Here is an 18,589-nt window from a genome sequence, read left to right on the forward strand (position 1 = left end):
ACCGCTATCGCGGGCAAGCCCGCTCCCACAGGTATTAAGTGAAGCTTGAGATCTGTCAGCTGACGGCCATCAAGCCATGCCGGCGATGGTGCACATCGAGCTGATCCTTGATCACCCGCAGCACCTTGGCCTCGTGCTCATGGATGAAGAAATGCCCGCCGGCCAGCATGTCCACGGAAAAGCTGCCGTGGGTTTCCTTGCTCCAGCCGATCAACTGCTCGGTGGTGGCGCGGTCGGCCTTGCCGCCGAGCACGTGCACCGGGCACTTGAGCAACGGACGCTGCTGCGGTTCGAAACGCCCGCACAGCAGGAAATCCGCACGCAGCACCGGCAGCGTCAGGCTCATCAGTTCTTCGTTGGCCAGCACTTCTTCGCTGGTGCCATTGAGGGTGCGCAGCTGATCGATCAACTCGGCATCAGTTTTGGGCTCAGCGAAACCGCGATCGTAGTCGGCCCGCATCGTCGGCGCCGCCGTGCCGGAAGCGAACAGCGCCACCGGCTCCGGGCAACCCAGTGAGCGAAACGCATGGGCCATTTCACAGGCCAGCAAAGCGCCCAGGCTATGGCCGAACAACGCGTACGGTGCCCTGAGCGTGGCTTTTTGTTCCTGCGCCAGTTGCAGCGCCAGGCGCCGCATGTCGGTGTGCAACGGCTCGCCATACCGCGCGCCTCGGCCCGGCAACTCTACCGGTTGCAGCTTGAGCCATTCCGGTAGCTTGCGCCGCCAGCGGCTATAGACCATGGCGCTCGCGCCTGAATAGGGCAGGCACAGCAATGTCAGCTGGGTCACCGGGCTTACCTCGAAAAGTTGTCTACCAAGGGAACGGATGAGCGCAGCGGGGAATTAGTCTCAACGTTGTAGAGGTGCCGGACATTGATAGTGTGGCGAGGGGAAGAGTTCTGGAGAGTATCGCCGCTCAAACGTGTACAAAACACTTAGGTCGGCACACCCTTTGGCACTTTAACAAGACAATTAAAACGGTCTAACGGAAATTTGCAGAGGGCAAAAGCCTTGACTAGATTTCGATTAATACAGGTACACGTCTGAATTTCCCTACGTCGTCTGGTCAGCAGTAAAGGTCCGGTAGCGAAGACACCATGGAGTCTGGCTATGGACGAATTTCTTATCCTGGTTGACCGACAGGATCGTAAAAAAGGTATCGCCGAGAAGTTGCAAGCCCATCAACAGGGCCTCTTGCACCGCGCTTTCTCAATCTTCATTTTTAACAGCGAAGGCCTCCTGCTGCTGCAACAGCGCGCGTTCGGCAAATACCATTCCCAGGGTTTGTGGAGCAATACCTGCTGCGGTCATCCCCGCCCGGGCGAACGGACCGCTGCCGCAGCAAAACGCCGCTTGTTTGAAGAAATGGGCATCACGTGTCAATTGCGTAAAGTCTTTACCCTTCTCTACCGTGAGCCGGTTTCAAACCAGCTCATCGAGCACGAGTACGGCCACATATTCGTCGGGACCAGCGATTGCACGCCCGTCGCCAATCCCGAAGAGGCCAATGACTGGCAATGGCAAACACTGTCCGAGCTTACTCTGCGTATTGCCGCCGAACCCAAGACCTTCACTATCTGGTTCCGCCGGCTGCTCGAAACCGTAGGCCCCGCCGGGCTAAGCGCCTGGAGAGATCTCGCAGAAGCGAGTCCCCAGACGGCTCCTGAATAGAGAGCCCTTCCATGAACAGTCGCCCTCGAGACGATCATGTCGACCACTAGCGCCCCTGAAGAGCTTGATGAGTTGCACATCCCGGTCTTCGAATTCCCATGGACGGGTAACTGCTCCCCCATTGCGGCCAGCATTGAACAGCAAACTAATGCCTGGCTACGCAAGCACGGGGTCACTGCGCACGAACACTGCGCCGCCAAGGTTGCCAAAGCCCGATTTGGCTGGCTGGCGGCGCGCTGCTACCCGCACGCCGAGCCGACGCTGCTACAAACCATCGCTGATTTCATTGCCTGGTTTTTCCTCTTCGATGACCTCATTGATCGCGTCAGAACCTTTTCACCGACAACGATCACTCACTTGACCGCCATCATCGACGTACTCGATCTGGATCAACCGAGTCCGGTCCCCATTGCACAGGAAGTCGCCTGGCTGGATATCTGTCAACGGCTGAAACAGCAACTGACCGAAGAACAGTTCCAACGATTCGCCCAATCAATGCGAATGTGGACGAGCACCTGCGGCCTGTTGCTTCTCAATCAGATACATCACCAACCGGTGGACACTCGCCAACACAAGACCCTGCGTCGCCATACAAGCGGCATGGATGCCTGCATGGTGCTGGCTGACATTGCCAGCCATAGCCCCCTGTCACCCGAGGAATACTATCGAGCCGACCTGCAACAACTGCGGTTACATGCCAACAACATTGCCAGCTGGAGTAACGACATCCAAAGCCTGGTCAAAGAGCTTCAGGAACCGGGCCCGCACGGGAACCTAGTGACCAGTCACGCAGCTCTTGGCCATACATTGCAGGAAAGTGTCGACTTTGTCGCTCAGCGGGTACGGGATGAAATCAGCCTCTTTTCCCGCCTCGCTCAATCCGTAAGCAGCCAGAAGGCACCCGGCATTTGCCACTACATCAAGGCCACACAGGATTGGCTACGCGGGTATCAGGACTGGATCGAAAACGACACTCAGCGTTATGCATAAATGTTCACCGCTGAAGATCAATGGGCGTGAACGCAAAGAAGCATGGCTCACCCGACCGGCACCTGCTCGCCGGGTAGCGGCCCTGGAACCCCAAGTGAACTCTGCGTCCTGCAAACCAGTCAGCTAATTAGGCCCTCACTTTAAGGCGCTAACGTTCATGCTGATATCTCTCGACCAACAAGTCGCCCTCATCACCGGCGCCAGTTCCGGCATCGGCGCAGGCGCCGCCAAGGCATTGGCCGCCGCTGGGGCCGCGGTGGTGATCAACTACCATTCCCAGGCTGAACCTGCCGAAGCACTGGCCCGGCAGATCAACGCTGAAGGCGGTCGCGCCCTCGCCCTCGGTGCCGATGTCTCCAACGAAGCCGATGTCGAACGGCTGTTCGCGCAAACCCTCGACGCGTTCGGCTCGCTGGACATTCTGGTGGCCAATTCGGGCATGCAGAAAGACGCGCCAGCAGTAGACATGACCCTCGCCGACTGGAACCAGGTGATCGGCGTCAACCTCACCGGCCAGTTCCTTTGCGCCCGGGCCGCCCTGCGCATTTTCAACCGGCAAGGTGTTCGCGAAGGCGTGTCCCGGGCCGCCGGCAAGATTATTCATATGAGCTCGGTGCACCAGCGGATTCCCTGGGCCGGCCACGTCAACTACGCCGCGTCCAAGGGTGGCGTGGACATGCTGATGCAAACCCTCGCCCAGGAAGTCAGCCACCAGCGCATCCGCATTAATGGCATCGCGCCGGGGGCGATTCGCACGGCGATCAACCACGATGCCAACGAGGAACAGTTGCTCAAACTCATTCCTTACGGCCGGGTCGGTGAAGTCGAGGACGTCGCCAACGCGGTGGTCTTCCTCGTCTCGGATGCCTCCGACTACATCGTCGGCACCACCCTGTTCATCGACGGCGGCATGAGCCTCTATCCGGAGTTTCGCGGCAATGGCTGATCATCATCCCGAACGACAAAGCAACATTGACGCCCACGGCATCATCGGCGACATGCGCAGCGCGGCACTGGTCAATGACAAGGGCAGCGTGGACTTTTTCTGCTGGCCGGAATTCGACAGTCCGTCAATCTTCTGCTCGCTGCTGGACACCCCCGAGGCCGGGATTTTCCAACTGTCGCCGGACTTGCCCGATGCGCGCCGAGAGCAGATTTACCTGCCCGACACCAACGTGCTGCAAACCCGCTGGCTCAGCGATCGCGCCGTGGTTGAAGTCACCGACCTGCTGCCGATCGGCGACAGCGAAGATGATTTGCCGGTGCTGATGCGCCGGGTTCGCGTGGTCAGCGGCCAGGCGACGTTTTACATGCGCTGCGCGGTGCGCCATGACTACGCGCGCGCCAAAACTCGCGCGCGCATGGATGAAAAAGATGTGGCGTTCGAGGCTAATGATCAGCCCTCTCTGCGCCTGTCTTCAGACCAGGTGTTGAGCCTTGATGGCAACGCGGCAGTCGCCGTATTCACCCTCAAACAAGACCAGAGCGCCGAGTTTCTGCTCGGTGGTATCGACGACCCGCGCTTCAACGAAGGCGCCGCCGACTTGTGCCTGGAACGCACGCTGAAGTTCTGGCGCGACTGGAGCGGGCAGTCCAATTACCGCGGCCGCTGGCGGGAAATGGTCAACCGCTCGGCCCTGGCCCTGAAGCTGCTGACCTCACGCAAACACGGGGCGATACTCGCCGCGGCCACGTTCGGCCTGCCGGAAACGCCCGGCGGCGAACGCAACTGGGACTACCGCTACACCTGGATCCGCGACGCCTCATTCACCGTCTACGCCTTCATGCGCCTGGGCTTCGTTCACGAGGCCAACGATTACATGCGCTGGCTGCGTGGGCGGGTCAGCGATTGCCATGGCAAACCGATGAAACTCAATATCCTCTACGCCATTGACGGTCGCCAGGAACTGCCGGAAACCGAACTCCCGCACCTGTCAGGCCACGGCGGCGCGACGCCGGTACGGATCGGCAATCAGGCTTACGATCAGGTCCAGCTCGACATCTTCGGCGAGTTGATGGACGCGGTGTACCTGGTCAACAAATACGGCGACGCCATCTCCCATGAGGGCTGGAAACACGCGGTGGAAGTGGTGGATCAGGTCTGTGAAACCTGGCAGCAAAAAGATGTGGGCATCTGGGAAATGCGTGGCGAGCAGCATCACTTCCTGCACTCGCGGCTGATGTGCTGGGTCGCACTGGACCGGGCCATTCGCCTCGCCTCCAAACGCTCCCTGCCCGCCCCGTTCGCTCGCTGGGACCAGACCCGTCAAGCGATCTACGCCGACATCTGGGACAATTTCTGGAACGAAGAACGCGGACATTTCGTGCAGCACATTGGCGGCACCGCGCTGGACGGTTCGATGCTGCTGATGCCGCTGGTGCGCTTCGTCAGCGCCAAGGATCCGCGCTGGCTCTCGACCCTCGAAGCGATCCAGAAAACCCTGGTCCGCGACGGCATGGTCTACCGCTATCGCAACGAAGACAGCCAGATCGACGGCCTCGCCGGCACCGAAGGCGCCTTTGCCGCATGTTCGTTCTGGTACGTCGAATGCCTGGCCCGGGCGGGTCAGGTGGAAAAGGCGCATCTGGAATTTGAGCAGTTGCTCAGGTACGCCAACCCGCTGGGTTTGTACGCCGAAGAATTCGACAGCCATGCGCGGCATCTGGGCAACACGCCGCAAGCCCTGACGCACCTGGCGCTGATCAGCGCGGCGAGTTTTCTGGATCGCAAATTGAGTGGGGAGAAGAATTACTGGCAGCCTTGAGACCGCGTCACCGATACAGGGCTATCACCTACAACCATTAAACAAACCTGCCCAATCACCCGAAACCGCTCATTCCAACCGCTCGAAAACGTTTGTTGCCAGCCGTTACATCCACCCCTAACATCCACGCTCAACGGGTGCAGCGGAGCTGCCCAATAAAACCCGAATTCAAGGAACCAGAATGAGCCACCGCATCCACCGCACCATCGACGCCCCGTTCCGTTCAGGCCTGAACCGCAACGAATTGTGGGAAGCCCACGACAAAGGGCTGATCAAATGCTGGGAAATCGGCCGCCAACGCGCCATCCGTTTCCCCGAGCTCGCCCAACGCTGCCTTGCCGGCGAACTGCCGGTGCTGGGCTGGAAAGGTGGCGTCAGCCGCAGCCTGAAAAAACTCGAAAAATACGGATCGCTCAAATACCTCGCCCAGTGGCAGGGTTTGCGCGGGGAAGATCTGGATGTGGGTCTTGATGAAGAGCGGGCGTTGACGTGTTCGCGGACCAGGATGGTGGTGACGTTTACGCCGGACCGATCGAAGTACTTCAACCAGGTGGCGGAAGTGGAAGCCTGAGACGGCGGCCCTCTGGTCGATGTGCTTCATTCGTTTGAAAAAACACCTCCGGAGTGTCCGATGAACCATGAAGCCTCGATCCAATACGCCAAAACCCCGGTTTTGACGGTCGCCTACGAGGAACACGGCCCAACCACCGGCGACCCCGTCATCCTCCTCCACGGATTTCCCTACTCCCCCCGCGGCTACGACGAAATCGCCCCGACTCTTGCGGCAAAAGGCTACCGCGTCGTCGTCCCGTACCTTCGCGGCTACGGTCTGACGGTTTTCAACAACCCCGATACCCTGCGCTCGGGCCAACAAGCCGCCCTCGCCCAGGACCTGTTGGACTTGATGGACGTGCTGGCCATCCCGAAAGCCGCCCTCTGCGGCTACGACTGGGGCGGTCGGGCGGCGTGCATCGTGGCGGCGCTTTGGCCGGAGCGGGTTCGTTGCCTGGTGACGGGTGATGGCTACAACCTGCAGAATATTCCCGGCTCCACCCAGCCGCAGGGCCCGGAAACCGAACATCGCCTCTGGTATCAGTATTACTTTCACACCCCGCGCGGCGTCGAAGGTCTGACGAAAAATCGCCGGGACTTGTGCGAATTGCTCTGGACGTTGTGGTCACCTACTTGGGCCCAAGGCCCTGAGCGTTATCCGCTGAGCGCACCGGTCTTCGACAACCCGGATTTCGTCGAGGTGGTGATTCACTCGTATCGGCACCGATTCATGTACACGCCAGGCGATCCTGCACTGGAGTGGATGGAAGAAGTGCTGACCCGGCAACCGCCGATCAGCGTCCCGACGATTTCCCTGTGCGGGGCCGACGATGGCGTCGGACCGGCAGAGGAGATCGATGACGACATCGAGCATTTCACGGGGTTTTATGAGCGTCGAGTGCTGGCCGGCGTCGGTCACAACATCCCCGAAGAAGCGCCCGAAGCGACCCTCAAGGCATTACTGGATCTGCTTCAGCGCTGACGGAAAACCGCTCGCGATAGGCTTGCGGCGTCACGCCCATGGCCCGCAGAAAACTGCGTCGAAGCGTCTCTTCACTGCCGAACCCACACTGCACCGCCACCCGTTTGATCGGCAAACCTGTGTCGCTGAGTAAACGACGCGCGGTCTCGACCCGGATCAGCTCAATGGCCCGCGCCGGCGTCTGGCCGGTGTCGGCGCGGTAATGGCGAACGAAGCTGCGCTCGCTCATGCCGGCTTGCAAGGCGAGGGTCGGAATGCCCAGATCCATGGTGAGATGTTCGCTGATCCAGGCATGAAGTTCGTCGAACCGGCTGCCTTCCTTTTGCAGCGACAAGGTCACGCTGAACTGCGACTGGCCGCCCGGGCGTTTGAGGAACACCACCAGTTGCCGGGCGACCTCCAAGGCCATCGTGCGCCCCAGATCCTCTTCGACCATCGCCAACGAAAGGTCGATGCCCGCCGTGACCCCGGCCGAGGTCCAGACCGGGCCGTCGTTGATGAATATCGGATTGGGTTCGACCCGCAATCGGGGATACTGTTGCGCCAGTTGCTCGCAACGGGTCCAGTGAGTCACCACCCGCCGACCATCGAGCCAGCCACTGGCCGCCAGTAAAAACGCTCCGGTGCATACCGATGACACCCGCCGACACGCCGTCGCATGTTCACGCACCCATGCCACCAGCGGCTCGTCTTCGGCCGCGGCATAAACACCCCAGCCCCCGGCGATGATTAGGGTGTCGCTGCCTTGCTCGGGCAACGGCTCGGCCAACAGCGCCAGCCCCGCCGACGACATCACCGCCCCGCCGCCGCTGGCAATCACCGTTGGTGCGTAGGGCGGCGGCAAGCCGTGTTGACGGGCGATGTCGTTCGCCGAGGCGAACACCTGCAACGGCCCGGTGACATCGAGCAGTTGCACATTGGCGAACGCAAGCACATGAATGGTTTTCGGCATGTTGGCGTAATTCGTGGGGTGATTGGCGTATGCGCCAGATCCTACGAGCCTAGAGTGAAGCCGTCCACCCACTCCATGAGAAAAACACCATGACGCTGCAGATCGGTTTTCTGTTGTTTCCACAGGTTCAACAACTGGACCTCACCGGCCCTTACGACGTACTGGCTTCGCTGCCGGACGTGAAGGTGCACCTGATCTGGAAGGACCTGGTGCCGGTGACTTCGAGCACTGGACTGGTGCTGAAGCCGACCACGACTTTCGACGATTGCCCGGCGCTGGATGTGATCTGCATTCCCGGGGGCAGCGGTGTCGGGCCGTTGATGGAGGACGAGCAGACATTAGCCTTCATCAAGGCTCAGGCGGCCAACGCGCGTTATGTCACGTCAGTGTGCACCGGGGCGCTGGTGCTCGGCGCGGCCGGTCTGCTGAAGGGCAAGCGTGCGACCACGCACTGGGCTTATCACGAACTGCTGGCACCTTTGGGCGCGATACCGGTAAAGGATCGCGTGGTGCGCGACGGCAATCTGCTGACGGGTGGCGGGATTACCGCCGGAATCGATTTTGCTCTGACCCTGGCCGCCGAGTTGTTCGATAAAGACACGGCTGAACTGGTGCAGTTGCAACTGGAATACGCCCCGGCACCGCCGTTCCATTCCGGCAGCCCGGAAACGGCGCCGCAAAGCGTATTGGCAGAAGCTCATCGGCGTTCAGCGCAATCATTGCAGCAACGGGCGCAGATCACTGAGCGGGCAGCGGCCAGGCTGTAGGAGCACTTTTCGACAGGCGAAAAAAAACCCGCCTCGGCGGGTTTCTCAAGACCATTTTCGACATCCTGTCGGCAGCCATCCTGGCCAATGGTCGATCATCCGTGATCCTGAGGCACTCCCTGTGCTTCAGTTGATGGATCCAGAATAAGCGCATCGATGAAGCATCAAAAGACGACATACCCGTTAAGCCGTGTAAGCCTTTGACCATTCGAGCCATAAAGCACCACCGAGTGGCAGTTTTCAGCAGACGAAAAAAAACCCGCCGAAGCGGGTTTTCCCAAGACCATATCGACTCCCTGTCGGTAGCGAATCCTTGCTAATGGTCGATCATCCATGATCCTGGAGCACTTCCTGTGCTTCAGTTGATGAGGCTAGATTACGCTTCGGATCCAATGTGCAACAGACGACATAGCTACCATCGCGTGTAAGACATTCGCTATACCCGCCCTTCCGAAAACCCTTAGACGCGTCAGGCATCCAGCATGGAAGCCGCGAGTTCAGCGGCCTGCAGCTGACCTTGTGCTGCAACGTCATCGTTATCCTCAAGAAACCATGCCGCCGACAATCCCGCAAACGCCAACATCCATTGCAGCAGCCGGCGACGTTCAAGCCCCGCGGCTTCGGCTACGACCTCGATTTGTCTTTGGAAGCGTTGTGGATCAGTCGCCGTCGGCAATTCGGGATTGCAGATCAGGTTGGCGTAGTCGAACCCGCGCTCGCCCATCACCCGCTTTGGATCGATGGCCAGCCAGCCTCGCGGGCCGAAATCCAGAACGTTGTCGTGGTGCATATCACCGTGCAAAACCACCACGTCCTGCGGTGCGGCGAGCAACGCTTCGGCGGTTATCAGGCTGAACAAATAAGTGCCGCCCTGCTGCTCGGCCGCCAGGCGCAATGAAGCGAACCATGAAGACAAGGGAATCAGCGGCGGTGGTGGTGATGGACGCGGAGCATGCAAACGAGCCAATGCCGCACACAGGATCCGGCTGGCTTCGTCATCCTGGCCGTTGAGCGCCATGCGCATCAGCGATCGCTCACCCTCGGCACGTTCAAGCACCAAGGCTTCGCTGTGATGGGCGTAAACCCGCGCGGCACCCTCGCCGCCCCACCAGCTCATCAGCAGATTGCCGAACTTTTCCTCGGCATCGATGGCGACTTTCAACATGGCCGGTGAATCACCCATCCGTACCGGCAGCAAACGACTGCCGGGCGTGATGATCGGTTCGCCGTCCGGCACCAGGGCCCAGCGTTTCAACCAAGGTTCAAACATGCAACGTTTACTCTGACTGACGCTCGCGAGCCTTGGCGCTGGTTTTCAGAAACTCTTCGATATTGTTCATCTGCTCATCCCAGCCACGGCTGTCCATGCGGAATGCCTTGAGCCTGCGCGCTTGCGGGATGTGATCAAAACCGGACTCGGTGACCTTCAACAAGGTGCCTTCATCCATGTCTTCGAGCTCGAATTTCACCAGCGTGGTGGGCTCCTGGGAGTAATCGATATCGGGCTCAATCGCATACGGGTGCCAGCGAAACGAAAACACCCGCTCCGGCTCGACCCGCTCTACCAACACATTCCACAGCAAGTGCTCATAACCTGGGTAAGTAATCTGCCCTTGCGTCCATTCACCGGCGACAAAGCGCTTGCCTTCCAGCGCCACGCCAAACCACTGCCCGAAGGCTTCGGCATTGGCCACCACACGCCAGACGTGCGAGCGCGGCACTCTGAGCAGGATTTTCCTTTCGATGCGATCTGATGCTGGGTTCATAAGTCACCTCCTGTACTGAACAGTAGGCCTGTAAGACCACAAGACCAACCCTAAAGTTGTATCAATGGGGAGTTGTTATCAAGTATGTCTGAAATATTCGGCTGCATTTGCAGTGGTAAGTTCTGGCTCGCAGATGAATGCCAGGCAAAGTATGGGACCGTTAACGCAGGCAAGCCCCTTGGCTAAAGAGGTGGCGCCTGACTTCGTTATTGGTTGACCACCCTCTTCGCTACACTGCATTTCAACTTTTACCCATCACAGCGAGAATAACTATGCATCCACGCGTCCTTCTGGCGCTGACGCCGTTGTTGCTCACCACCGTTGCCCACGCCGCGGACTGCGACAACGCCACCGACCAGGCCACGATGAACCAGTGCGCAGCGCAGCAGCACAAGACGGCGGATAAGGAGTTGAATGCGCTTTACCAGCAGATCACCAATCGCTTGAAGAGCAACCCGGACAGCAAAAAGCTGCTACTCGGGGCGCAGCGTTCGTGGATTGCGTTTCGGGATGCCGAGTGCAAGTTCTCGGCGTCTGCGGTGGAAGGCGGGAGTGTTTATCCGCTGATCTACAGCAACTGCGTAACGGAGTTGACCAAGGCGCGGGTGGAGACTTTCAAGAATTATCTGAAGTGTCAGGAAGGGGATATGAGTTGCCCGGTGCCGGGGGCATAGTTCTTTAGTGACTATCAGGGCCTCATCGCGAGCAGGCTCGCTCCCACAGGGTTCAGGGTTGTTCACACAATAGTGATCACACTGAAGTTCCACTGTGGGAGCGAGCCTGCTCGCGATGGCGGCCGATCAGGCGCCGCAATTACCGGACAAATATCTGCGCAGTGGTGATCGCCATATCCCCACCCGGCAATTTGATGTTGCCAATCTGCTTCATGCTCTCCGGATCAAAAATCGCCACATCATTGAACGTCCCGGCCAGATAGATCTTGCTGCCGTCCTTGTTGAAGGAAATGCAGTAGTAAGAATGATCCAGCGTCGCCGCCTGCAGCATTTTCTTCTCCTTGATGTCGTACTTGGCCAAGCGGTTGAGCACGCCAAACATCAGGTTCGGATCCTTGGGCGAGCGCATGCCACTGAAGTAGATTTCCGTCAGCGGACCAAAGTCGGTGGTTTCGGTCTTGCCGGTTTTCAGGTCGATGCTGAACAGTCCGTACAGGTATTCGGCCGTTGCGGGGTCCTGCTTCTTGTCCTTGAATTTCGCCGTGGTGTAAAGCAGCGAGAAGTCGTGGCGATAGGTCTGCTGGTTCCACACGTAAAGCACGTCCGGCGCACTGTAGTTCGGTCGTTTCCAGTGGCGACTGGGGATCAGCACGTCGAACTTGCCGGTCTTCACATCGACCTTGTAGACATCCGCCCCCGCCACATACAGCGTGCCGTCGTCACCGCTCTGCATGATGGTCAGCTGCCGTGGTGCCGGGAAACTGCGCACGGGTTTGGCGTCCAGGCCGGCGTCGGTGGCGTAGACATCGAGCCGAGGCTGTTGCACTTCGTAGCGGTCATTGAGCATCAATGTCGGGTTGGCGATGGCGAACAGTTCCTTGCCATCGTGGCTGAGGGTGAAGGCGAACATCGACTTGGCTTTCTCCCCCGGTTTCTGGGTGATGCTGGCGTGGAACACCTGCTTGCAGCTGTCGAGTTCAACGCCGTAGACATCGGCGTAGTGATTGTTCAGCACGTAAGCGGTCTTGCGATCCGGCGACAGCTGAACGGTGCCAGGGCCGAAAGCGTCCGGCATCTTGCAGGTCTTGAGCACCGTGTCGGTGGCCAGGTCGATGACGTGCAGGTTGTTCGGATAATTGGTGGTCACCATGTACTCGTGACCTGCTTGTAATGCGGTGTTTTCATCGGCCAGAACAGTGAGCGGAGAGGTGCTCAGGACGGCGAATGCGGCCAGGCCGCAGGCTTTGATGCTTTGCATGCTGGAATCCTTCTTCTCTGTCCGATCACTTGTCTTTAGGGAAGACAGTGCCAAGGTTGCGCCAGTTGTCGTTGGACGCCTGGGCATCCTTGTTCCAGTCCGGGTAGGTGCTCATCATGTCGGGCACCTGGGCCGGCCACCAGCAAGGGTCGGAGCAGCCATAAAGGTCGGCTTCCATCGGCTGGCACAGCGACGACACCCCGCCAAACGCATCGATCTCCCAACCCGGGTCGGTGGTCGAGGCGCAGCCCGCAACAGAGCTCATCGCCACCACTTCTTCGATACGGTTTTCGGCCGCGGCCTCATCGAGTTTCAACGCTTTATTATTGATTGCCTTGAGATGTTTCATATCAGTGAGCCTTGCGCGGAGTGATGTAGCTGCTGATAAACGCAGGGTTGTGGGCCATGATCCGGGTGTAGACCTCGATGCCGAAGTCGACCCAGTCACGCATCAGTTCGCAGTAGTGATAGGTCGGGTGGGTCGGGTCGCCGTAACGGGCGTAGCTCTCGTGGTAGCAGCCGCCGGAGCAGAGGTTGCGGATCTGGCAGTCTTCGCAGCCGGTGTTGGTGCGGTCCAGGCGCTGGGACAGGAAGTCGTTCAATTCCACCTGTTTCACACCGCTGTGGACGTTGCCGAAGGTCGGCAGTGATGAACCGGTAAAGCGATGGCACAGGTTCAGCTCACCCTTGTGATCCACCGCCAGCATCTTCAGGCCCGCGCCGCAAGGCAGGGCTTTTTTGTGGCCTTCGTGGATGTCGGTGATCAACTGGTGCAGGTTGGAAAAACCGATGTTGCGGTGCTCCAGCGCGGCTTCCAGATAACGACGACCCAGCCTCTTCATGCTGGCGAAGACTTCGATCAGTTCGTCGCTGGACAGGTTGAAGGTGCTGATGTCGCCGGAGGTCACCGGGGCAAAGCCGACTTCGGCAAAACCCAGTTCGTTGAACAAGTGATCCCAGATGGTTTCCACATCGGTCACGCCGGTGGTCAACGTGACCCGCGCGCCCACCGGACGGCTGTTGTAGCGCGACAACAGCATCTCGGCCTTGCGCCGCACCACGTCATACGTGCCCTGCCCGCCCACCGTGATGCGATTGCGGTCGTGCACGGTTTTAGGTCCGTCGATACTCACCGAGAGCCCGAAACGGTGGGCATTCAGGTAGTCCACGGTCTCTTCGGTGAGCAGCGTGGCATTGGTGGTCATGACGAACTCGACGAACTTGCCGGCCTCGCGGAAACGCTTCTCGCAATAATCGACCATGTACTCGATCAGCTTGCGATTGCTCAGCGGCTCGCCACCGAAAAACACCACGGTGAAACGCTCTTCGTCCGGGGATTCACGCAGCAGCATTTCCACCGAGGCAATCGCCGTTTCGACATCCATCTTCTTGCCCGCCGAGGGCTTGTCGAGGTCTTCCTTGTAGCAGTAGGTGCAGCTCAGATTGCAGCCGGTGTTGACGTTGAGCACCACGGTGTTGATCGCAGTGCGCTCAACCCGCTTGGTGCCGATGTCTGGGGTCAGCGGCGAGCCGTCGCTGACCAGTTCCAGGGACATCAACTCGCGCAAGGTCTCAGTGATTTCCTCGCCGTTGAAACGCGAAGCCAAACGCTGGATCAGGTCATCCGACGAACAGCCGGGACCGCGCAAGGTATCGATGATGGTGCCCGTCAGTTCATCGCTGGCGAACAGCGAACTGCTAGGGATGTGAAACAGCATGCGGTCGGCATCGACGTGCACTTCGTGCAGGTTCCGCTCAACCAGATTCAAAATAGCGCCCATTGCAACCTCCTGTGCAAACCCCGTTTGACGGGGCCTGCGGTCATTCCGAAAAAGTGTCCGAAGCCTGTGGTTTCAGCCAACTCATGGAATAGGTGGATTGTTCCAGCGTTGCACGGTGACGATCATGTGGCCCTCGCCGGTCAGGGATTTCCCTGCATCGTCGACGGCGGCAATCACCTTGAGGTTGCCGGCATTGTTGGTGGACATCTTGCGTTGCGGGTTCGGCCCGGCATCGCCCGGTGTGAACACGCCACTGTCGGCCTGCATGGTGCCGGCGAACTTGACGTCTTCGTCTTCCTTGGCGCGATCGTCAAAGGCTTCGACCGACCACTGCGCCGGGAACACACCGATGCGATACGGCTTGCCATCAGCCCCCTTGCCCCAGGCTTCGGCATCGAAACGGCCCTGGACTTTCGGCGTCGAACCACCGCCATCGCCGATCCGCGCCACCGAGAATTCGGGCACGACTTTGACTTGGTTGATCTTGCTGTAGACCGACAGGGTCGGGCCTTTCAACGTGCCGACGGTGACGTTGCGCAGACCCGGTTGGGCGTTGGCGGCGGCCTTGAGCTTGACGCGCATACGCTCAGGGCTTTGCTCGATGACGTCGACCACTTCCACGCCTTTGCCGAAATTCGGCTTACCGGTGAGACCACTGCCGATCAAGGTGATTTCCGTCTCGGCACCCGCCTTCAGATAACCCGGCTGCACCGCCAGCAAACGGCTGCTGCCCTGCTTGGCGGCGACGAAGTCCAGACCACGTTCGTCATGCTCGGCCTCGAACATCCTGCCCTGCATCGCGTTGCCTTGGGCGGCGAACACCTGGCGCATGGTCACGCCATCAATGGTCACGTTGCCGCGCCATTCGTAACCGGTATAGAGAATCGCGCTGCCGTCGCCATTGAACGGGCTGCCGTCGGCGTATTGGCCTTTGACGCTGACCTTGAACGTGTCACTGCCATCGGCCGTGACGCTCATCATGCCGGCCAATTCACCCTTGCCCGGCAAGTGGCCGCTGAAGCTCCAGTCACCCACCAGCGCTTCGGCTTTCGGCGCGGTGCTCAGCCATTTTTTCCAGGCCGGGTTGTCCAGCGGATAACGCTTGGCCAACAGCGGCACCATGTCTTTTCGGGCCAGGTCGAACCAGTCACGGTCGCGGGACAGGGCCTGGTATTCCAAGGACGGCCATTGGCCGAGGTGGAAGTTCACCAGGCGTTCCCATTCCTGGGCCGGACGCCGTTGCAGGGCGACCCGCGCACCGGAGTGGCAGCGGCCGCACATCTGGCTGGTCTGATCGTCGAACTTCTCGACAGTATTAAGTCGGCGCTCCAGCGCATAGCGAACGCCGTCGGTTTCGCTCGGCGCCAGGCCTTGAGTGTCGGCCAGGTATTTGACCAGGGTGCGGCGGTCGTCATCGCTGATCTGCAAACCGTGCATGACCTGCATCCGGGCGATGCTCATCAGCCAGCCTTCCGGGGTTTTGCGCTGGTGGCTGATGCGGCTCAGGGCATTGTCGGCTTCGGGGGTGTGACAGCCCTGGCAGGTTTCCTTGAGGATGGTCTGGGCGTCGCGGGCTGCCAGGCTGTCGGGCGAATGCAGCGCCACACATGCGGCCACGGCCAGCAGACTGGCGCTCAGGCCTGATCGGAGTCTTCTCTTCATCAACGTCGAACCTCGCACGGTGCTTTCTTATTTTTGTGGCTTATCGTTTTTATGGTTTCTGCCGCCGGCGGCGCACCGCTGACGGAGGCAAGAGAAACGTCTGGGATGAGCAATACACGGAGCGTGCCAGCTTGCCGATAGCCTTTTTTATCAATCAGTTACGTGAAGACAAGACCTTCGAATCGCGCCTGTACGAGTCCGTCGGCGTCTAATATCGCGACAGGTGTTGCAACCTGAGACAAGCATAGATGGCCCGACCGGCACAGTTCATCGCCCGACGATTGACGGCCTCCGTCAGCGGGTGCGAAATGATGGATCACCGATTGCCAGTCAGGGGATAACACAATGGCAAGCATCACTGTCCTGGCGGGGGACTTTCTGCAGGGTGATGGAGAGTACAGAGACGGCGTTTTTACCCTTAGAACGTCGCTTCACCCGTGGCCCGGCATCACGCTCCCGCTCTCATCGTTCAAGCGCGTGGAAGTCGCTAACCAGGAATCGATCAACAACATCAAGGACGCCATCGGCTTCGGCGTGGCGGGCGCGATGTTCCTGGGGCCTATCGGCGCGATTGCGGGTTTCATGTTGGCCGGCAAGGAAACCGAAGTGACCTTTCTGGCGACGCTCAATGATGACAAAAAGCTGTTGGCTGCCGTAGATGGCGACACGTTTGATGAGATTTCGCGGAAGATTCATTCCTGATCCGCCATTTCCCCGCAGCACTTGCGTGTTGCGGGGGACGCCGGCTCAACTGGCCAATGTCGAGGAAATGCGTTTATGAGCCTCGATTTTTTGCTGAATATCCGCCACAAGTACAGCAATGTCATGGGGACTGTTCAAGTTCCATACGGGGACGTTAGTGGCGATCAGATCCACTTTTCCTGTCATGCAGTCACAGACCCGGATCGTCAGGGATTGGTCTGCCTCCATGATGCACGTGCAGACCGCGGGCAGCATTTTGTGTTCAATGATGCTTTGAATTTCCAGGGTTGAAAGGAACATCGTTACCTCCCTTACGCCAGATGGTTGGCCGGATGAACGGACCATCGCTTCATCCACCGAGCCAGAAAATTCTAGTCCCCTAAAGTGGGTGTCTCAAGGTCGCAACAGGTCGCTCGTCGTCTCATAGTTGTCGCAATTTGCAACAGCCCCCTCTGTGTCCGCTGCTCCCATGAGCCCCCAAAACCCCGCCGACCAAGGGCGTCCCTGCCTTTCCTGGCACTTGGCACAGCCATTGCGAAAGCCTCGTTCTCACGAACAACAAGAGGTCTCGCCATGCCCCTCCCTTATTTGCTTCCCGCCACCTCCGCCTTCATCCAGCGCGCCCCGCGCATGCTCATCGGTGGTGACTGGGTCGAGGCCGCCGACGGCCAGACCATGTCCCTGCACAATCCTGCCACCGGCGAAGTGCTGTGCGTGGTGCCAAGGGCCACGCCCGAGGATGTCGACCGCGCCGTGCTCGCTGCACGTCAGGCATTCGATGATTCCGCCTGGACCCGCACCCGCCCACGGGAGCGGCAGAATCTGTTGTGGAAACTCGCCGACCTGATGCAACGCGACGCCGAACTGCTGGCGCAACTGGAATGCCTGAACAACGGCAAAAGCGCGGCAGTAGCGCAGGTGATGGACGTGCAGCTGTCCATCGATTTTCTGCGCTACATGGCCGGTTGGGCGACCAAGATTGAAGGCTCCAGCGTTGAAGTGTCGTTGCCGCTGATGCCCAACGATCAATTCCACAGCTTCATTCGCCGCGAAGCGGTGGGCGTGGTCGGCGCCATCGTCGCCTGGAACTTCCCGTTGCTGCTGGCCTGCTGGAAACTCGGCCCGGCCCTGGCCACCGGCTGCACCGTGGTGCTCAAACCCGCCGACGAAACCCCGCTGACCGCCCTGAAACTCGCCGAGCTGGTGCTGGAAGCCGGCTATCCCGAGGGTGTGTTCAACGTGGTCACCGGCACCGGCATCACCGCTGGCTCCGCGCTAACTCACAATCCGCTGGTGGACAAGCTGACCTTCACCGGCTCCACCGCCGTGGGCAAGCAGATCGGCAAGATCGCCATGGAGTCCATGACCCGGGTCACCCTTGAATTGGGCGGCAAATCGCCGACCATCGTCATGGCCGACGCCGACCTGAAATCCGCCGCAGCCGGGGCCGCCAGCGCGATTTTCTTCAATCAGGGTCAAGTGTGCTGCGCAGGTTCCAGGCTGTATGTACAGCGCAAACATTTCGACAATGTGGTGGCGGACATCGCCGACATCGCCAACGCCATGAAGCTCGGCAACGGGCTGGACCCGAGTGTCGAGATGGGGCCGCTGATCTCGGCGCGGCAACAGGAACGGGTTTACGGTTACATCGAGAAGGGTCGGGAAAGTGGCGCGACCATCGCCTGCGGCGGTGAGCAATTCGGGCCGGGGTTCTTCGTCAAGCCGACGGTGATTGTCGATGTCGACCAGAAGCACTCGCTGGTGCAGGAAGAGATCTTCGGCCCGGTGCTGGTGGCGATTCCATTCGATGATGAAGCCGATGCGTTGCGCATGGCCAATGACAGTCCTTACGGGCTGGGGGCGAGTATCTGGTCGAACGACCTGGCGGCGGTGCACCGGATGATTCCGCGGATCAAGTCGGGGTCGGTGTGGGTCAACTGCCACAGCGCGCTCGATCCGGCGCTGCCGTTTGGCGGGTACAAGATGTCCGGGGTCGGGCGTGAGATGGGGTATGCGGCGATTGAGCATTACACCGAGTTAAAGTCGGTGTTGATTAAGTTGTAATT

At 59.6% G+C, this 18,589-nt stretch carries 19 protein-coding genes; 10 read left to right on the top strand and 9 right to left on the bottom strand.

Annotated features, from left to right (window positions below; all coding sequences use genetic code 11):
* Positions 1 to 55: 55 nt before the first annotated feature.
* Positions 56 to 790, bottom strand: coding sequence for a thioesterase II family protein (locus tag ACA060_RS19605; protein WP_497312635.1), 735 nt, complete (start codon positions 788 to 790; stop codon positions 56 to 58).
* 321 nt (positions 791 to 1,111) lie between these two features.
* Between ACA060_RS19605 and idi the strand changes: the two genes are divergently transcribed.
* The 6 genes from idi to ACA060_RS19635 all read left to right on the top strand — a co-directional run bounded on the left by idi (position 1,112) and on the right by ACA060_RS19635 (position 6,961).
* Complete coding sequence (gene idi, locus ACA060_RS19610) at positions 1,112 to 1,672, top strand: isopentenyl-diphosphate Delta-isomerase (protein WP_497312637.1); 561 nt, start codon at positions 1,112 to 1,114, stop codon at positions 1,670 to 1,672.
* A gap of 72 nt (positions 1,673 to 1,744) precedes the next feature.
* Positions 1,745 to 2,662, top strand: a complete 918-nt coding sequence (locus ACA060_RS19615) for a terpene synthase family protein (protein WP_497312639.1) — start codon at positions 1,745 to 1,747, stop codon at positions 2,660 to 2,662.
* A gap of 157 nt (positions 2,663 to 2,819) precedes the next feature.
* On the top strand, positions 2,820 to 3,608 hold the full coding sequence (locus ACA060_RS19620; RefSeq protein ID WP_497312641.1) for an SDR family oxidoreductase: 789 nt from the start codon (positions 2,820 to 2,822) through the stop codon (positions 3,606 to 3,608).
* Positions 3,601 to 5,427 (top strand): glycoside hydrolase family 15 protein, encoded by a 1,827-nt coding sequence (locus ACA060_RS19625; protein WP_497312643.1) that lies wholly within the window; start codon positions 3,601 to 3,603, stop codon positions 5,425 to 5,427. Before ACA060_RS19620 ends, ACA060_RS19625 begins: the two co-directional genes overlap by 8 nt.
* A 181-nt stretch (positions 5,428 to 5,608) precedes the next feature.
* Positions 5,609 to 5,998 (top strand): hypothetical protein, encoded by a 390-nt coding sequence (locus ACA060_RS19630; protein WP_497312645.1) that lies wholly within the window; start codon positions 5,609 to 5,611, stop codon positions 5,996 to 5,998.
* A gap of 60 nt (positions 5,999 to 6,058) precedes the next feature.
* A complete protein-coding gene (locus tag ACA060_RS19635; RefSeq protein WP_497312647.1) occupies positions 6,059 to 6,961 on the top strand; it encodes an alpha/beta fold hydrolase in 903 nt (300 codons plus the stop codon).
* Here the strand turns inward: ACA060_RS19635 and ACA060_RS19640 are convergent.
* Positions 6,930 to 7,913 carry a GlxA family transcriptional regulator gene (locus tag ACA060_RS19640; RefSeq protein WP_109633435.1) on the bottom strand — a complete coding sequence of 328 codons (984 nt, stop codon included), beginning with the start codon at positions 7,911 to 7,913 and terminating at the stop codon, positions 6,930 to 6,932. The two genes, ACA060_RS19635 and ACA060_RS19640, sit on opposite strands and share 32 nt — an antisense overlap.
* Before the next feature lie 89 nt (positions 7,914 to 8,002).
* On the opposite strand from ACA060_RS19640, the gene inhA reads away from it, so the two are divergent.
* On the top strand, positions 8,003 to 8,680 hold the full coding sequence (gene inhA / locus ACA060_RS19645; protein WP_497312649.1) for an isonitrile hydratase: 678 nt from the start codon (positions 8,003 to 8,005) through the stop codon (positions 8,678 to 8,680).
* A 469-nt stretch (positions 8,681 to 9,149) separates the two neighbouring features.
* Here the strand turns inward: inhA and ACA060_RS19650 are convergent, their stop codons facing one another.
* A complete protein-coding gene (locus ACA060_RS19650; RefSeq protein WP_497312651.1) occupies positions 9,150 to 9,950 on the bottom strand; it encodes an aminoglycoside phosphotransferase family protein in 801 nt (266 codons plus the stop codon).
* A gap of 7 nt (positions 9,951 to 9,957) precedes the next feature.
* On the bottom strand, positions 9,958 to 10,446 hold the full coding sequence (locus ACA060_RS19655) for an SRPBCC family protein (RefSeq protein WP_497312653.1): 489 nt from the start codon (positions 10,444 to 10,446) through the stop codon (positions 9,958 to 9,960).
* A gap of 272 nt (positions 10,447 to 10,718) precedes the next feature.
* Between ACA060_RS19655 and ACA060_RS19660 the strand changes: the two genes are divergently transcribed.
* On the top strand, positions 10,719 to 11,120 hold the full coding sequence (locus ACA060_RS19660; RefSeq protein ID WP_497312655.1) for a lysozyme inhibitor LprI family protein: 402 nt from the start codon (positions 10,719 to 10,721) through the stop codon (positions 11,118 to 11,120).
* 139 nt (positions 11,121 to 11,259) lie between these two features.
* Here ACA060_RS19660 and peaD read toward each other — a convergent pair whose 3' ends face one another.
* The 4 genes from peaD to peaA form a co-directional block, all read right to left on the bottom strand.
* Positions 11,260 to 12,378, bottom strand: a complete 1,119-nt coding sequence (gene peaD / locus ACA060_RS19665) for a quinohemoprotein amine dehydrogenase subunit beta (protein ID WP_497312657.1) — start codon at positions 12,376 to 12,378, stop codon at positions 11,260 to 11,262.
* 25 nt (positions 12,379 to 12,403) lie between these two features.
* A complete protein-coding gene (gene qhpC / locus ACA060_RS19670; RefSeq protein WP_008027961.1) occupies positions 12,404 to 12,727 on the bottom strand; it encodes a quinohemoprotein amine dehydrogenase subunit gamma in 324 nt (107 codons plus the stop codon).
* 1 nt (position 12,728) lies between these two features.
* Complete coding sequence (gene peaB, locus ACA060_RS19675; protein ID WP_497312659.1) at positions 12,729 to 14,159, bottom strand: quinohemoprotein amine dehydrogenase maturation protein; 1,431 nt, start codon at positions 14,157 to 14,159, stop codon at positions 12,729 to 12,731.
* Positions 14,160 to 14,240: 81 nt separating this feature from the next.
* Positions 14,241 to 15,821, bottom strand: coding sequence for a quinohemoprotein amine dehydrogenase subunit alpha (gene peaA / locus ACA060_RS19680; protein ID WP_497312661.1), 1,581 nt, complete (start codon positions 15,819 to 15,821; stop codon positions 14,241 to 14,243).
* A 345-nt stretch (positions 15,822 to 16,166) separates the two neighbouring features.
* Between peaA and ACA060_RS19685 the strand changes: the two genes are divergently transcribed.
* Positions 16,167 to 16,523 (top strand): hypothetical protein, encoded by a 357-nt coding sequence (locus ACA060_RS19685; RefSeq protein WP_497312663.1) that lies wholly within the window; start codon positions 16,167 to 16,169, stop codon positions 16,521 to 16,523.
* 45 nt (positions 16,524 to 16,568) lie between these two features.
* Here the strand turns inward: ACA060_RS19685 and ACA060_RS19690 are convergent, their stop codons facing one another.
* Positions 16,569 to 16,823, bottom strand: coding sequence for a DUF1652 domain-containing protein (locus ACA060_RS19690; protein WP_109633453.1), 255 nt, complete (start codon positions 16,821 to 16,823; stop codon positions 16,569 to 16,571).
* A gap of 273 nt (positions 16,824 to 17,096) precedes the next feature.
* Here ACA060_RS19690 and ACA060_RS19695 point away from each other — a divergent pair, with 273 nt between their 5' ends.
* Positions 17,097 to 18,587: an aldehyde dehydrogenase family protein gene (locus tag ACA060_RS19695; RefSeq protein WP_497312665.1), complete on the top strand. Its 1,491-nt coding sequence runs from the start codon at positions 17,097 to 17,099 to the stop codon at positions 18,585 to 18,587.
* Positions 18,588 to 18,589: the final 2 nt, after the last annotated feature.

The organism is Pseudomonas sp. LBUM1671 (assembly GCF_059695685.1).

Coding starts and splice junctions, on each gene's coding strand:
- ACA060_RS19625 (WP_497312643.1), top strand. CDS start 3,601: ATGGCTGATCATCATCCCGAACGACAAAGCAACATTGACGCCCACGGC.
- ACA060_RS19690 (WP_109633453.1), bottom strand. CDS start 16,823: ATGTTCCTTTCAACCCTGGAAATTCAAAGCATCATTGAACACAAAATG.
- peaD (WP_497312657.1), bottom strand. CDS start 12,378: ATGCAAAGCATCAAAGCCTGCGGCCTGGCCGCATTCGCCGTCCTGAGC.
- idi (WP_497312637.1), top strand. CDS start 1,112: ATGGACGAATTTCTTATCCTGGTTGACCGACAGGATCGTAAAAAAGGT.
- ACA060_RS19640 (WP_109633435.1), bottom strand. CDS start 7,913: ATGCCGAAAACCATTCATGTGCTTGCGTTCGCCAATGTGCAACTGCTC.
- qhpC (WP_008027961.1), bottom strand. CDS start 12,727: ATGAAACATCTCAAGGCAATCAATAATAAAGCGTTGAAACTCGATGAG.
- ACA060_RS19635 (WP_497312647.1), top strand. CDS start 6,059: ATGAACCATGAAGCCTCGATCCAATACGCCAAAACCCCGGTTTTGACG.
- ACA060_RS19685 (WP_497312663.1), top strand. CDS start 16,167: ATGGCAAGCATCACTGTCCTGGCGGGGGACTTTCTGCAGGGTGATGGA.
- ACA060_RS19695 (WP_497312665.1), top strand. CDS start 17,097: ATGCCCCTCCCTTATTTGCTTCCCGCCACCTCCGCCTTCATCCAGCGC.
- peaB (WP_497312659.1), bottom strand. CDS start 14,159: ATGGGCGCTATTTTGAATCTGGTTGAGCGGAACCTGCACGAAGTGCAC.
- ACA060_RS19620 (WP_497312641.1), top strand. CDS start 2,820: ATGCTGATATCTCTCGACCAACAAGTCGCCCTCATCACCGGCGCCAGT.
- ACA060_RS19650 (WP_497312651.1), bottom strand. CDS start 9,950: ATGTTTGAACCTTGGTTGAAACGCTGGGCCCTGGTGCCGGACGGCGAA.
- ACA060_RS19630 (WP_497312645.1), top strand. CDS start 5,609: ATGAGCCACCGCATCCACCGCACCATCGACGCCCCGTTCCGTTCAGGC.
- inhA (WP_497312649.1), top strand. CDS start 8,003: ATGACGCTGCAGATCGGTTTTCTGTTGTTTCCACAGGTTCAACAACTG.
- ACA060_RS19660 (WP_497312655.1), top strand. CDS start 10,719: ATGCATCCACGCGTCCTTCTGGCGCTGACGCCGTTGTTGCTCACCACC.
- ACA060_RS19655 (WP_497312653.1), bottom strand. CDS start 10,446: ATGAACCCAGCATCAGATCGCATCGAAAGGAAAATCCTGCTCAGAGTG.
- peaA (WP_497312661.1), bottom strand. CDS start 15,821: ATGAAGAGAAGACTCCGATCAGGCCTGAGCGCCAGTCTGCTGGCCGTG.